Below are 14741 nucleotides of genomic sequence, written 5' to 3'. Positions count from 1 at the left end.
TCACAAGATAATCCTAATTATTTCGTAAACTAAAATTCATGACAAATGTATGAAACAAAAAATTAACGATGAAATTATTATACCGAAAAGATATAATAGAATTCTAAAAATCATGAAGATCTCTACATTATTCTTTTTTCTGTGTACTTTTTGTGTATTAGGGGAAAATATTTTTTCGCAGAGTAATGTTGTTTCCCTGAATCTAAAAAATGTCGCGATTAAGGATGCTATCTTTGAGATAGAGAAAGAGACAGGCTATGTTTTTATTTTTAATGAAGATGTTGAAATTAAAATGAGAGATCGGGTAACCATCGATACTCAAAATAAAACAATAGAAACTATTTTAACCCAACTGCTAAAAGACAGAGACTTAAATTATAGTATCATTGGCAAGCAAATAACGATTTATGTAAAAAACAAGAGAGAGGATATACAAATTGCAACAGCTCCAGTACCTTTGAAAATTGAACCTCAACAACAAGGAAAAACAATAAAAGGAAAAGTTATTGATGAACGAGGTGAGTCTCTACCTGGGGTAACAGTCGTTGTAAAAGGGACATCGATGGGCACAACAACAGATATTGATGGTAATTATATTTTGCATAATATCCCCGGTAGTCCTGTTATCATTTTTTCGTTTGTCGGCATGTATGCACAGGAGATTACCGTTGGAAATAGAACCACTATCAATATAACCATGAGAGAAGAGACCATAAGTTTGGGGGAAGTGGTAGCAGTGGGTTACGGTGTACAAAGGAAAGAAAGTGTGGTAGGTGCTATTTCTCAGGCCTCGTCTAAGGAATTGACGAGAAAAGGGTATGCCTCTGATTTTAAACAGGCTTTGGCCGGTCAACTCCCCGGGTTAGTCACAATTACATCTTCGGGAGAACCGGGAGGTGTTAAAGGTGAAAGTGCTACTTCAATTTTTATACGTGGGCAGAATACGTGGAATGGTGGACAGCCATTGATCCTGGTTGATGGGGTTGAAAGAGATATGAGCAATGTGGATGTCAATGAGGTTCAAAGTATATCCATATTAAAGGATGCGTCGGCCACTGCTGTTTTTGGCGTAAAAGGAGCTAATGGAGTGATATTGATAACTACGAAAAGAGGAGAAGAGGGGAAAACAAACATCTCATTTTCATATAATACTACAGCTCAAATGTTGTCAAAAGTGCCTGAAACGTTAGAATCTTTTGATGCAATACAGATAAGAAATCTAGCTATTGAACGTGAAACACCACTAAATGAACCTTCATGGTTGGATTATATCCCGTATGAAATTTCAACCCGATATAAATCACCGCGACCAAAGGATTACGAGATGATATATCCGAATGTAGATTGGGAAAAAGCGATGTTTAAAGATGTGGGATTTTCCCATAAGGCTACGGTAAGTGCTTCAGGCGGGAATAAATTTGTACGTTTTTTCGGTTCTTTGGCATACTTGCATGAAGGAGATATGTTTAAGGACTATGATAATCATAAAGGATACAATCCCAATTATAATTTTGATCGTTTTAATTTCAGGAGCAACCTCGATTTTCAGGTTACCAAAACCACCAATATGAAAATGAATCTCTCCGGGTATTACAGCCAAAAAAATTCAAATTATAATGGTACGGAAGGTAGTCATGACTATCTGATGTGGCAGTCCATTTATTTTATGCCCCCCGATGTGTTTTTACCTCAGTATCCCGATGGGCGTTGGGGATGGACACCATTGGTAGGAAACCTGTATAATCCTGTGTCGGTAGTTAATAATGTAGGAGTTAGAAAACTAAGGCGGACACAACTGAATATTGATGTTGAATTAATCCAAAAGCTCGATTTTATTACAAAGGGATTAAGTACAAAGGCTGTATTAAACTATGACAATACCATTACAGGTGAAGGAGGAATATATGATTCTACGAATTCAGTATGGCCTCTTATGGATACGAGCAATACACCTTTTGCAGTTATCAATCCGATGTTATATACCGGACCCGATCAGGATCCAAGTGAATATACCACCTATTATCCTATTGGAGGATTATATAAGTATGACTGGGTTCAGCAACCCTGGACAATTCGTCCTGAAAGCATAGGCTCTGGAGTAACCCGAAGATTGAAGTACCAAATTCAATTAAACTACTTACGGCAATTCGGACTGCATAATATAACTGCCATGGGAGTTTTTACGAGAGACGAATATGCAAGCGGGGATATGTTTAAAAATTACCGTGAAGATTGGGTATTTAGGACTACCTATGATTATGACACCCGTTATTTATTGGAGATAAATGGTGCATATAACGGTTCAGAACAATTCGGCCCAAAATATAGATTCGACTTCTTCCCCTCGATAGGTATTGGATGGAATATCTCGAGTGAAAAGTTTTTCAATATAGATTGGATGAACAAGCTGAAATTACGCTATAGCTTGGGATATGTGGGTGACGACAGGGTAAACGCCCCCAGATGGTTATATTCCACTCGGTATTCATACGGAGGAGCTTCGAGACTGGTTGATAATATATCGAGTACAAGCCCTTATTTGTGGTATAAAGAATTGGCCGTTGGGAATCCGGATATTCACTGGGAAAAAGCTCAAAAGCAGAACTACGGAGCTGAAGTAGGGCTGTTAGATAATCTAGTTACTGTTAATTTTGAGTATTTCAAAGAAAAAAGGACTGATATTTTACTTGCGGGGGGCGGTAGAAGCATTCCTGATTTTTTTGGTGCTACACCTGCTCCCGCAAATGTTGGACAGGTAAATTCGGGCGGTTACGAACTGGAGCTAAAGTTTAATAAACGATTCCGTGAGTTGTACTTGTGGTCATCATTCGCTTTGACTCATGCGAAAAATGAAATTAAATTTGCAGATGATCCGGTATTGTTTCCCGATTACCAAAAAAAACAGGGATTCCCCATAGGCCAAATAAAAACGCAATTAAATACTGGATTTTACAATAACTGGGATGAAGTATACGCGAGTGTCCCGACAGAGACAAATGATTTAGCTATGCTCCCCGGATATTATGACCTGCTCGATTTTAACGCTGATGGAGTTATAAATAGTTTTGACGCCGTTCCTTATGGTTACTCCGAGGTACCTCAAAATTCTTTTAACAGTTCACTAGGTTTTGAATATAAGAATTTTAGCGTAATGGCGCAGCTGTATGGCGTGACAAATGCATCGCGCGTGGTACCTTTAATGAATTTTGCAGCAAACACAAACGTGGTTTTTGATCATGTAAGGGATTATTGGTCAAAAGAGAATCAAAATGCTACCTCTTTTCTGCCCAGATGGAAGACGCGGGGAGAGAATATTGGGGACTATTATTTATATGATGCCTCTTATATCCGTCTTAAAACAGTTGAATTGGCTTATCTTTTTAACAGAAATGAAAATAGATGGCTTGAAAATACGGGAATAACCTCTCTTAGGATGTATGTGAATGGAGATAATTTGTTTTTTTGGTCAAAACTTCCCGATGACAGGGAGGCTGCATGGTCTGGAGGGTCTGCAAATACAGGTGCTTATCCTACAGTTAAAAGAATAAATTTTGGTATTAACCTAACATTTTAAAAACAAGCGAGATGAAAAAAACAATATATATACCACTATTCATATTTTTGATATTGATCACATCCTGTGAAAGCTACCTTGATAAGGCTCCTCAATCCGATATTGAGGAAAATGATGCTTTCAGAAATTTTATAAGTTTCCAGGGATTTGTGGAAGAGATGTATAATTGCATTACCGATTATAACAAAGTTGGTGCATGGAATGCATATCTGTTTGCCGACGAAACATTATATAACAACCCTTATGCATTTGATTTAGGAAACTATTGGGCTCAGGATCGCCCGTTTATGGGGAGAACTGCTGATACAGGCTTTAATCCTAAAAATAAGAGAGTATGGCCGTTGTGTTGGTATGGCATCCGGAAAGCTAACTTGGGACTAAGCAAACTTGATTTATTGACCGATGCAACCCAAGAGGAAAAAGACCTCATCAAAGGGCAATGTTTATTTTTCCGTGGATGGTTCCATTTTGAATTAATGCGCTATTGGGGTGGATTGCCCTATATCGATAAATACTTGTCTTCAGCGGATGATTTAAAGTTACCCAGATTAAGTTACAGGGAAACAGCATTAAAGGCTGCTCAAGATTTTGAGGCTGCGGCAGAATTATTGCCACTTGACTGGGACCAAACTGTTGTTGGAAAAAGAACGTTGGGAGACAATCGTCAGCGTATTAATAAAATTCATGCGTTGGGTTACTTGGGCAAAGATCTATTGTATGCCGCAAGCCCAATGATGAATGAGGAGTCCACTGGACATAATTCCTACGATGCTGAACTGTGTAAACAGGCGGCAGATGCTTTTGGAAAAGCGATCGATCTTTGTGATAAAACAGGAGTGTATAAATTACAAAGTTGGAATAACTGGACCGATAATTTCTGGGTGTGGTCTCCCAGTAATACGAAAAATTCAGGAGGTACGGAAGTAATTATGAATCCGACCGTATATGACCGAGGCAGAGTGCGTTGGTCAACCGTTTGTGGAACTCTACCCACACAATTCGGAGGAGGATATGCTGGAGTTGAGGTTCCTGCACATAACTTCGTTAAAAATTATGCGATGGCAAACGGATTGCCGATCGGCGATCCTGAATCCGGATATAATCCGAATGATCCGTGGGCCGGGCGTGAACCGCGCTTTTATTCGGACATTATTGTTGACGGTGATCAGATGGTTGTAAGTGCTGCAGGTGGAAATAATCGCTTTGCCCAATTATACAATGGAGGATTTCATCGGGCAACAACAGGTGGAAGTATTTCCGGTTATTATTATAAAAGGTTTTCGCCTATAGGATGCAATCCTTGGGACAAGGGATGGAATAATTTTCAGGCGTATGTTCCCTATCTACGTCTTGCAGATGTATATTTAATGTATGCCGAGGCTGTATTACAAGGATATGGCTCCGCCGCTTCCAGTTCCACCGTTTTAAGCCTTACGGCCGAAAGCGCTGTGAACAGGATTAGAAACAGGGCGCAACTTCCGAATCTCGTTTCAAAATATACTGCAACTAAAGAGGCGTTTATGGGAGAGATTATTCGTGAACGTGCTGTAGAGTTAGCTTATGAAGCTCATCGTTTTTGTGATCTTCGCAGATGGAACTTAAACGGTGAGATTGAATATAGAGAAAAAACGGCTATTGATTTTGATCGTGGAATAGATGGCAAACCTATCAATTTACAAGAAAGGATTATTATTACCAGGGTTGTTGAAAAAAAACACAACTGGTTGCCATTACCGCTTTCAAACACTAATTTATATCCTGAATTTCCTCAGAATCCGGGGTGGTGATTCTAATATAATTATTTAAAATTGCGAAAAATGAATAATAAATATTTCAGAGCATTAGCCTTGTTCGTCTCTATAACCTTATTTTTTTACGAAGAGGCATTTGCCGAAAAAACAATAAATATTACTGAACAGGTGAATGAAGTTCAATTTTTACCTGTCAATGGAACAGCTATTTCTACGAATGATATCCTAAATGATACTGTAAATATTGCTTTTGGAAAAATAAGGCGCGAAAATATTGTAGGATCGGTAAGTTTTATTAATTCAGAACCAATATTAAAAAATGACAATGTTCAATTTACTTCTGATGCGATGCTTGCTCGTATTCCCGGCTTACTGGGTTTTAGCAATATACGGGGTATCGGTAAAGCTTTATTTATAGTTGATGGTTTGCCGCGGGATATATCGACAATCAACTTTGCTGAAGTAGAACAGGTAACTGTATTGAAAGATATCAATTCGTCGGTACTATATGGTAGTGCAGCTGTAAATGGAGTGGTTCAGATCACTACAAAAAGAGGCAATGCCAGAAAAAAACAGATTAACGTTACCGGTTATTACGGTATTTCGACACCCTCAATACTACCCAATTATTTATCATCGGCTGATTATATGACTTTGTATAATGAAGCACGTCAGAATGATGGCTTGTCAAAATTGTATGACGACGAATTGATAGCTAAATACCGTAGTGGAAGCAATTTATACATGTATCCCAATGTTGATTATTATTCTCGGGAATATCTCAGATCATTCAAACCGTTTTTCAAAACGATGGCTGAATTTTCTGGAGGTAACAATGTGGCAACTTACTATTCAAATGTAGGTTGGGAACAGATTGGAAGCATATTAAATTTTGGTGAAGGGAAGAAGAATCAAATGAACAGATTTAATATCAGAGGCAATGTAGATTTGAAAGTAAATTCCTTTATTACAGGGGCTATAGATGCCGTTGCCGTAATAACAAATGAGAAAGGGTCCATTTCAGATTATTGGGCCGGAGCTGCAACGCTGAAGCCCAATTTATTCACGCCACTGCTTCCTATAGACAACATAAGCCGGGAATTGAGAGAAACTTTGTTGTCATCCCGCAGAAACGATGTAGATGGGAAATACATCCTTGGTGGAACACAAAATTATTTAACCAACCCGATTGCCGATACCTATTTTGGTGGAGAAAACGTAAATGTACAAAATTATCTATCTTTCAATAACAGGATTAAGGTTGATTTAAATAAAGTGTTAGAAGGTTTATCTTTTCATACCAATTTCAGTTTTGATTACTTGTCACTCTATGATCAGTATATAGAGAATACTTATGCAGTATACGAAGCGAAAAAATGGGAAGGCGATACAATTGTAGAGCTTTCAAAATATGGTAATGACACGAAGCCTGGAGTCCAAAAAATTAGAGATGCCAGTTATCAACGAAAGATAGGCTTCTATGGTATGTTTGATTATAAAAGAACATTGAATGAACGCCATCAGTTATCTGCTTCATTGTTGGGAATTGGTAATCTATATAAGGTTGCGGAAGATTATCAGAGTAACAAAAACTCCAATTTAGGGTTGAGGCTAAATTACATTTATAATCAAAAGTATATATTTGACTTTAGCAGTGCTTATACGCATTCGGTGAAATTAGCCGAAGGTTCCAGAAATGCTTTTTCGCCAACTTTCGGGTTTGCCTGGTTGATCAGTTCGGAGGATTTTATTACACGACTGAATTCAATCGATTATTTAAAGATTAAATTAACCGGAGGCATCATCAACAGCGATGCCGGGATAAATGGTTTCTATTTCCATATTAATCCATACGAATACAGCGGAAGTTATTCCTGGCAAGAAAAAGCATGGATGCAACAAGGGGTGAGGTCTCTTTACGGAAGTAATAAAAATTTAGGTTTTGAAAAGCGGAAGGATTTGAATTTAGGTATCGAAGGCCTCTTCTTCAACCGGATGCTCGGATTGGAAGCAAATGTTTTTTACAGCTACTATTCAGATCAGGTCACTTTTTTTAAAGCAATGTTTCCCAGTTTTTATTCGAATTTCGTACCGTATGTAAATTTTGGAGAAAATGCTTACAGGGGAGCTGAAGTCGGATTGTCCTTTAATCACAAATATAAAGATTGGGAGATCGCTTTGGGAGCCAATGCTTTATATACAACATCTGACGTGAAGAAAAAAGATGAAATATACGCCAACGATTATCAGTATCGTAAAGGCCATCCGGTTGATGCTATCTTCGGATTGGAAGCCGAGGGGTTCTTCACGGATGAAAATGATATTTCTAATCATGCATTCCAGGCGTTCGGGATTGTGAAGCCGGGTGATATAAAGTATGTTGACCAAAATAACGACGGAGTTGTGAACGAAGATGATGAAGTTCCAATCGGACGCGCACAGGCCCCGTTCTCTTACGGGTTGAATCTACTGTTGTCTTATAAGAATATTTCACTGTTTACTATTGGTAATGGGCAGCTTGGGGCTGATTCATATATTAATGGCAGCTATTACCGGACAGATGGAGACAAGAAATATTCAGATTACCTATTGGGGCGTTGGACAGAAGAAACTAAAGCAACGGCAACTTATCCGCGCCTTACTACAATGGAAAGTACAAATAACTATCACAATTCAACTTTCTGGCTTTACAAAGATGATTATTTTACCTTGCAAAGAGTACAGCTGACTTATCAATTTCCTTCTAAAATAGCGGAATCACTGTTTATGAAAGGCCTGAATTTTTATTTTGCAGCTTCTAATCTTCTGACTATTTCTAAATATAGAGATATAAAAGAGCTAAGAATAGGTAGTGAACCTAATTACAGATCATTCTCGTTAGGTATGAAAATAATATTTTAAATCAAGAACGATTATGAAACATAATAAAGCATATATATTCATTATATTGATTTTATCAATTCCATTTATCTCCTGTGAGAATATATTTGAAGCAGAGGATGAGAACTTAGGAACAATGGACAGAATTTATCAAAACCCAGCTTTTGCGGAAGGTTTGTTGATGACTGCATATATTAAACTACCTACAAATGGATTATCCTTTAATGATTTAGCCACAGACGATGCGGTTAGTAACGATGAATCGAATGGATATCGCCGAATGGCCACGGGACAATGGTCTGCACAATACAATCCGGCAAGTTTGTGGGATAGCTCAATTTCTGCGATATTTTATCTTAATAAGTTTATTTCTGTCATAGACACAGTTACCTGGAAATGGACTGACAGTGAATTAAACAGGTTGTATAAAGTACGCCTTAGAGGTGAAGCGTATGCATTAAGGGGGCTTTTTGAATATTACCTATTAGTTACAACCGGAGGCATAGGAGGTGGCGGGGAGTTGTTGGGAATTCCGCTTTATAATAATTTTATTGAATCAGACGGCAATTTTAATATTCCAAGAGCAAGCTTCAGAGAATCTGTTGATCAGATTTATGCTGATTTCGATAAAGCATTGGAATATCTCACGATGGATGATTATGGGGATATTAGTTCCCTAAGCGAACTTCCTGAAGGATTAGAAGATATTAAAAGTGTTGCAAACTATAACCTCGTTTTTGGGAAAGATATTGTCCATCGTATCAGCGGAAAAATAATCAAAGCGCTTAAAGCTCGTGTTGCATTATTGGAAGCAAGCCCTGCTTTTTCAGCAGGAGATATTGTTTTATGGGAAAAGGCGGCAAATTATGCTGCAGAGGTGTTGGATAAGATTGGAGGAATATCAGGACTTGATCCGAATGGCCATCGTTTTTACAATGGTAGTTTTATAGATGCGATCGATATGTCGAAAGGTAAGGATCAAAAAGAAGTGCTTTGGCGAAATGCAAAATACTCTTCTCTATCGTTGGAAACCAGGCTTTTCCCTCCTTCCTTGTACGGACAAGGTGATGTAAATCCAACCCAGAATTTAGTAGATGCCTTTCCTATGGCGAACGGATTTCCCATCACCGATCCAGAAAGCCTTTTCGATCAGGAAAAGCCTTATGTAAACAGAGACCCGCGTTTATCATTGTATATTTTACATAATAATAGTGTTCTGAAAGGGGAAAATATACAAACTGGAGCAGGAGGCGGGATCAACGCGAAAGATTCTATTTCGCAATCGACACGTACAGGCTATTATATTCGCAAGTTACTAAGAGAAGATGTGAATTTAGACCCTGTGGCACGGATATCTAAAGACCATTATAGTATTCACATGCGTTACACTGAATTGTTTCTTATTTATGCCGAAGCGGCTAATGAAGCGTGGGGTCCAGAAGGGGTAGGTGCGCACTCATATTCTTCAAAAGATGTGATAAGAGCAATTCGTAAGCGTGCCGGTATAACACAACCTGATTTATTTCTGGCTTCTGTATCCACCAAAGAGGAGATGAGAGAGTTAATCCGTAATGAACGAAGGATTGAGCTCTGTTTCGAAGGTTTCCGGTTTTGGGATCTGAGGCGTTGGAAAGAAGACTTGACAGAATCGGCAAAGGGAATAAATATCAGCGATTCGAACTATACCATTGTTCAAGTGGAAGATCGCAAATACGATAATTCTTTCATGATCTATGGACCGCTTCCATACAATGATATACTGAAATATAATTCCCTTATTCAAAATAAAGGCTGGTAGTTATTGAAGTAAACACATTATTTATAGAAATTCATTATGAAAAAAATATTAATAATCATAACGCTTGTTGTTATGTTGATCGCTTGTAATAATCAAGATGTTGACTTTCCTGATTTTGATTATACCGCTGCATATTTTCCGCGTCAATATCCGGTGCGAACACTAATTTTAGGTAATGACATATATGATAACACGAACGACAATAATCATAAGTTTCTCATCTCTGCAAGGTTTGGTGGAGTTTATAAAAACAGTAAGGACAGGCTTCTCAAAATAAGTGTTGATGAGAGTTTATGCAATAATGTATTATTCAAATCATCATCTGAACCGATACTTGCATTACCTCATGAATATTACAGTTTGAGTTCAACTGACCAGTTGATTATTCCGTCAGGTGAATTCTATGGCAGCATAGAGGTACAACTTACCGATGCTTTTTTTAACGATCCCTTAGCCATTGAATTGGCTTATGTTATCCCTTTACGTATTGTTAGCTCGAATGATGTTGATTCGATTTTACAGGGAAAGTTGCGTAATCAAATTCCCGATCCTGACTACAGAATAGCAAGTCAGTGGGAAATAACGCCAAAAAATTTCACCATGTTTGCTGTCAAATTTATCAATCCATATCATGGACATTATCTTCATCGCGGAGTAAGCGCCGTAAAAAATAAGGAAGGAGAGTCACTCGAAACGATATCTTATCGCACAACTTATGTAGAACAAAATGAAATTTGGAAGCTTATAACTACGGGGAAAAATCAGGTGTCTATCAAGGAGAATACCCATTCTTCCAAATTTACCGGAGGCCTGAATTTATTGCTGGATTTTTCAGAGGATGGAAATTGTACTGTGAGTGGAATTAGTTCAATAAAAACAGATACGGAAACAACTATTGATTATCCTGTGACCGGCAATGGAACTTTTATAAATGATGGAGATGCCTGGGGGGGATCGAAGCGAGATGCTATTCATTTAAAATACCAATTTACGGATGGAATCAACACTTATTCCGCTACCGATACTTTGGTAATCAGGGATAGGGGCGTTGTCATGGAGGCTTTTGAACCGGTAGTGATCAATTGATTAAATAACATCATAATATTTATATTTGCTTAATCGTGTGTTTAAATATGCGGTTTCATTTGACAAGATTAGCCGTTTCATTATTATGAGTATTTCAAAAAGCTTCTATAAATAATATGCAACTATATAACTATTAGTGGATTGCATTATATTAAAGCTTCATGACGTTTATTCTTGATCGCTAGAAGTTTATATATATATTAATCGAAATTTTGATCCTTATAAAATGTAGTGAATGTACCAAACAGAGGACGAATCTTTGCTAAAGTTTTAAACTTTGACAAAGATTCTCCTCTGTACTCTCTGATTTATAACAGACTATGACCAAATCAAATTTTTATGGATATATGGCAACTTATGTTACTGTAGTTAAGTATTATTATTCATAATAATTCAATGTGATTGGTTAGTTTATTGTTTTAATCGTAAAACTATTTACAACCAATTACTTAAAATGATGTTACTTTATGAAATTAACTCCTGTTATTTTAGGATTTTTTATAATGTCGATGTATTCATTCTCCCAAAATAGTTCCCAATATAAAGAATATACATCTGATTATTTAACCTATACCTATTCCGATGCAAATCCCATACCTGTATTTGGAAAGATATATCCTTATTTCCGATACGACGGTTATACTACTATGCCGGAAAAGAAATCATGGAAAGTTGTCGAACTTGAAAATGATTTTCTAACTATTATAATATTCCCCGAAATTGGGGGTAAAATATGGTCGGTGATCGATAAAAGATCGGGAAAAGAAATGTTTTATGGGAATAAGGTGGTTAAATTCAGGGATATCTCTTTACGTGGGCCTTGGACAAGCGGGGGAATCGAATTCAATTATGGAGTTATCGGCCATTCTTCATCCTGCTCTTTTCCTGTTGATTACCTTGTGCGAAATAATAAAGACGGAAGTGTTAGTTGTATAATTGGAATGCTGGATTTACTTACACGCACTTATTGGAGTGTTGAGATCAATTTACCAAAAGACAGAGGGTGGTTCACTACAAAATCTTTCTGGCATAACCGTTCAGGTTATTCTCAACCGTATTACAATTGGGTAAACACGGCTATTACAGCCAAGGATGATTTAATGTTAATTTATCCGGGGACTCACAACATCGGTCACGACGGTATGCTTATTTCCTCCTGGCCCGTTGATTCGATCCAAAATAAAGATATTTCGATCTGGGCTGAAAATAATTTTGAGAGCGATAGGTCCAAATCTTATCATATTTTCGGTAGTCATGATTCCTATTTTGGAGCTTATTGGAAAAGCGATGATTTCGGCTGGCTGCATTATGCCGATAGGGAAGAGAGGCTTGGAAAAAAGATGTTTAGTTGGGCTTTATCAGACTTAGGTAAGATATGGGAGGAGTTATTGACGGATCAAAACGGGCAATATGTTGAATTACAAAGTGGACGGTTGTTTAATCAGAATATGGTGAGTAGTTCTTTAACTCCTTTTAAGCAGATTTTATTTCAACCCTATCAGACCGATGTATGGACGGAGTATTGGTTCCCTATTGAAAAAATTAAGGGCGTAAAAAATGTCTCTTTAGTGGGTGCGATCAATGTTGAAAAAAACCGGAACTCATACGATATTTCGATTTATCCGTTACAAACATCTGAGGATACCTTGACTTTGTATGACGGCGATGGTCAGGTCATTAAGAAAGAATATGCAAAATTAGATATCCAACAACTTTTTCCCCTGAATATTCCTGTCTCTGAAAACGAAGAGCTAACAAAAATTTTTTACGGACATCGTTTGTTGTGGCAAAAAGAGGATAACATGTTAAGCCGTCCGGTAAAAACCATCGACAATTTTGATTGGGACACAAGTTACGGACATTATCTCAAAGGCCGGGATTTAATGGGATTTCGCTTGTATGACCAAGCTGAACCGCATATAAAAGAATCTTTAAGGCTAAATCCTAACTATATTCCTTCATTGGTTGAATTAGCCAGGTTGTACTTCTATCAGATGAAGTACGACAGTGCATTTTCAGTTGCTAAAAAAGCATTATCTATTGATACATATGATGTGGCAGCCAATTATGAATACGGTTGCGCAGCGCTTCGATTGGGAAAATATTTCGATGCGCTTGACGGTTTTGAAGTAGCTTCATTGAGTGAATTTTATCGGAGTGCGTCATATACCAAGATCAGCGAAATTTATTTGGCCCAGAAAGATTTTGAGAAATCGCTGGAATATGCGCAAAAGAGTCTTGTAAATAACCAGAACAACATTCAAGGATTGCAGTTATCCTATTTAAGTTATACACTAACAGGCGAAAACAAAAAAGCAGAAGCTGCCGGAAATCGAATATTGGAACTGGATCCGCTGAATCATTTCGCACGGTTTGAAAACTATTTAAAATGTGGCGATACCCAAGCATTGGCTGAATTTAAGGACGGCATTCGGAATGGAATGCCGGAGCAAACCTATCTGGAATTGGGGACGTGGTACCACCAAATGAATTTGCCGGATAGAAGCCTTAAAATATTGGAGCAATCGCCCGAAACACCGGTTGTATGTTATTGGAAAGCGTTTTTAAATGACATCCTTCATATGGAAGTTGAAAAAACAATCAATTTACAAAAAGCACTTGAAGGAGAACTTACCTTTCAGTTTCCTTTCAGGGAAGAGAGCAAAACCGTTTTTGAATGGGCAATAAAAGAACAATCGCACTGGAGGCCACGTTATCTGTTGGCTTTGCTTTATAAGGCCAGGAACAGAGATAACGAGGCGTATAATCTGTTGTCTTCTCTACATGAAGATGTCAATTTTGCTCCTTTCTATTCATTTTTTGCACAGTTGGAATCAGATCATGCAGCTAAAGAAAATTATCTAAAGGAAGCAGTTTCTTTGGCACCTGCCAAATGGCAATACATTAGCGATTTAACCCGCTATTATCTTGCCAACAATGAGAATATAAAAGCGCTCGAAACTATTGCTCCTTTCTACAGAAACAGTCCGGAGCAATATCAGATTGGATTGTTGTATACGCGGGCTCTAATAAATAATAAGAAGTACGTAGCAGCGGAAAATATATTAAGTGATATTATTGTTCTTCCCGCCGAAGGTTATCGTGATGGGCATAAATTATACCGGCAGACAAAACTGATGTTGGCGGCGGAAGAACTTTTGAAAAATAATTTAGCGGAAGCTCAACAAAAAATAGATGAGGCGCGACAATATCCCCGGAACCTTGGTGTTGGCAAACCGAATGATGATGATATTGATTTCAGGCTAGAGGATTGGCTGAATGCCATGATTGCACAGAAAAGTGGGGAAATAGCCGAAAGAAACAAATATTTGAAAAAAGTTGCTTTTTCAAATAAGTACGATATTTCAGTAAATTGCTTGTTGCAGATCCTGGCATTTTACCAGTTGGAAGAAAAACAACTTGCAGAAGAGATGTTGAATGATTGGTTGTCAAAACAAATTAATCCCGATATAAAAGCATGGGGAACTGCTTTTTATAACACACATATTGATAAGCCTTATCTATTATCTTATAAGTATATTGCGGATATTATTGAGTCGATTACACACTCTGAATTTACAAGAATGTTTTAATCGATTAGGAAAGAATAACGGTTTAATTATTTGAAAATAAGAAGATAAAAAGTATTTAA

6 protein-coding genes are annotated in these 14741 nt (G+C 37.5%); all 6 read left to right on the top strand.

The window, feature by feature from the left end:
• Positions 1-49: 49 nt before the first annotated feature.
• The 6 genes from KDN43_RS01460 (at position 50) to KDN43_RS01435 (ending at position 14682) form a co-directional block, all read left to right on the top strand.
• Complete coding sequence (locus KDN43_RS01460) at positions 50-3574, top strand: TonB-dependent receptor (protein ID WP_238867932.1); 3525 nt, start codon at positions 50-52, stop codon at positions 3572-3574.
• A gap of 11 nt (positions 3575-3585) precedes the next feature.
• Entirely contained in the window at positions 3586-5361 is a 1776-nt protein-coding gene (locus KDN43_RS01455) for a RagB/SusD family nutrient uptake outer membrane protein (RefSeq protein ID WP_238867931.1), read from the top strand.
• A gap of 30 nt (positions 5362-5391) precedes the next feature.
• Positions 5392-8226: a SusC/RagA family TonB-linked outer membrane protein gene (locus KDN43_RS01450; RefSeq protein WP_238867930.1), complete on the top strand. Its 2835-nt coding sequence runs from the start codon at positions 5392-5394 to the stop codon at positions 8224-8226.
• Between the two features lie 13 nt (positions 8227-8239).
• Positions 8240-10003, top strand: a complete 1764-nt coding sequence (locus KDN43_RS01445) for a RagB/SusD family nutrient uptake outer membrane protein (protein ID WP_238867929.1) — start codon at positions 8240-8242, stop codon at positions 10001-10003.
• A gap of 36 nt (positions 10004-10039) precedes the next feature.
• Positions 10040-11089 (top strand): DUF5627 domain-containing protein, encoded by a 1050-nt coding sequence (locus KDN43_RS01440; RefSeq protein ID WP_238867928.1) that lies wholly within the window; start codon positions 10040-10042, stop codon positions 11087-11089.
• Positions 11090-11556: 467 nt separating this feature from the next.
• Positions 11557-14682 carry a DUF5107 domain-containing protein gene (locus KDN43_RS01435; protein WP_238867927.1) on the top strand — a complete coding sequence of 1042 codons (3126 nt, stop codon included), beginning with the start codon at positions 11557-11559 and terminating at the stop codon, positions 14680-14682.
• Positions 14683-14741 lie beyond the last annotated feature (59 nt).

The organism is Proteiniphilum propionicum, from assembly GCF_022267555.1.
Lineage (GTDB): Bacteria > Bacteroidota > Bacteroidia > Bacteroidales > Dysgonomonadaceae > Proteiniphilum > Proteiniphilum propionicum.
This window is presented reverse-complemented; position numbering and strand designations above follow the sequence as displayed.

Bases quoted from the DNA above. Each gene is read 5' to 3' on its own strand.
- KDN43_RS01460 (WP_238867932.1), top strand. From the start codon at position 50: ATGAAACAAAAAATTAACGATGAAATTATTATACCGAAAAGATATAAT.
- KDN43_RS01455 (WP_238867931.1), top strand. From the start codon at position 3,586: ATGAAAAAAACAATATATATACCACTATTCATATTTTTGATATTGATC.
- KDN43_RS01450 (WP_238867930.1), top strand. From the start codon at position 5,392: ATGAATAATAAATATTTCAGAGCATTAGCCTTGTTCGTCTCTATAACC.
- KDN43_RS01445 (WP_238867929.1), top strand. From the start codon at position 8,240: ATGAAACATAATAAAGCATATATATTCATTATATTGATTTTATCAATT.
- KDN43_RS01440 (WP_238867928.1), top strand. From the start codon at position 10,040: ATGAAAAAAATATTAATAATCATAACGCTTGTTGTTATGTTGATCGCT.
- KDN43_RS01435 (WP_238867927.1), top strand. From the start codon at position 11,557: ATGAAATTAACTCCTGTTATTTTAGGATTTTTTATAATGTCGATGTAT.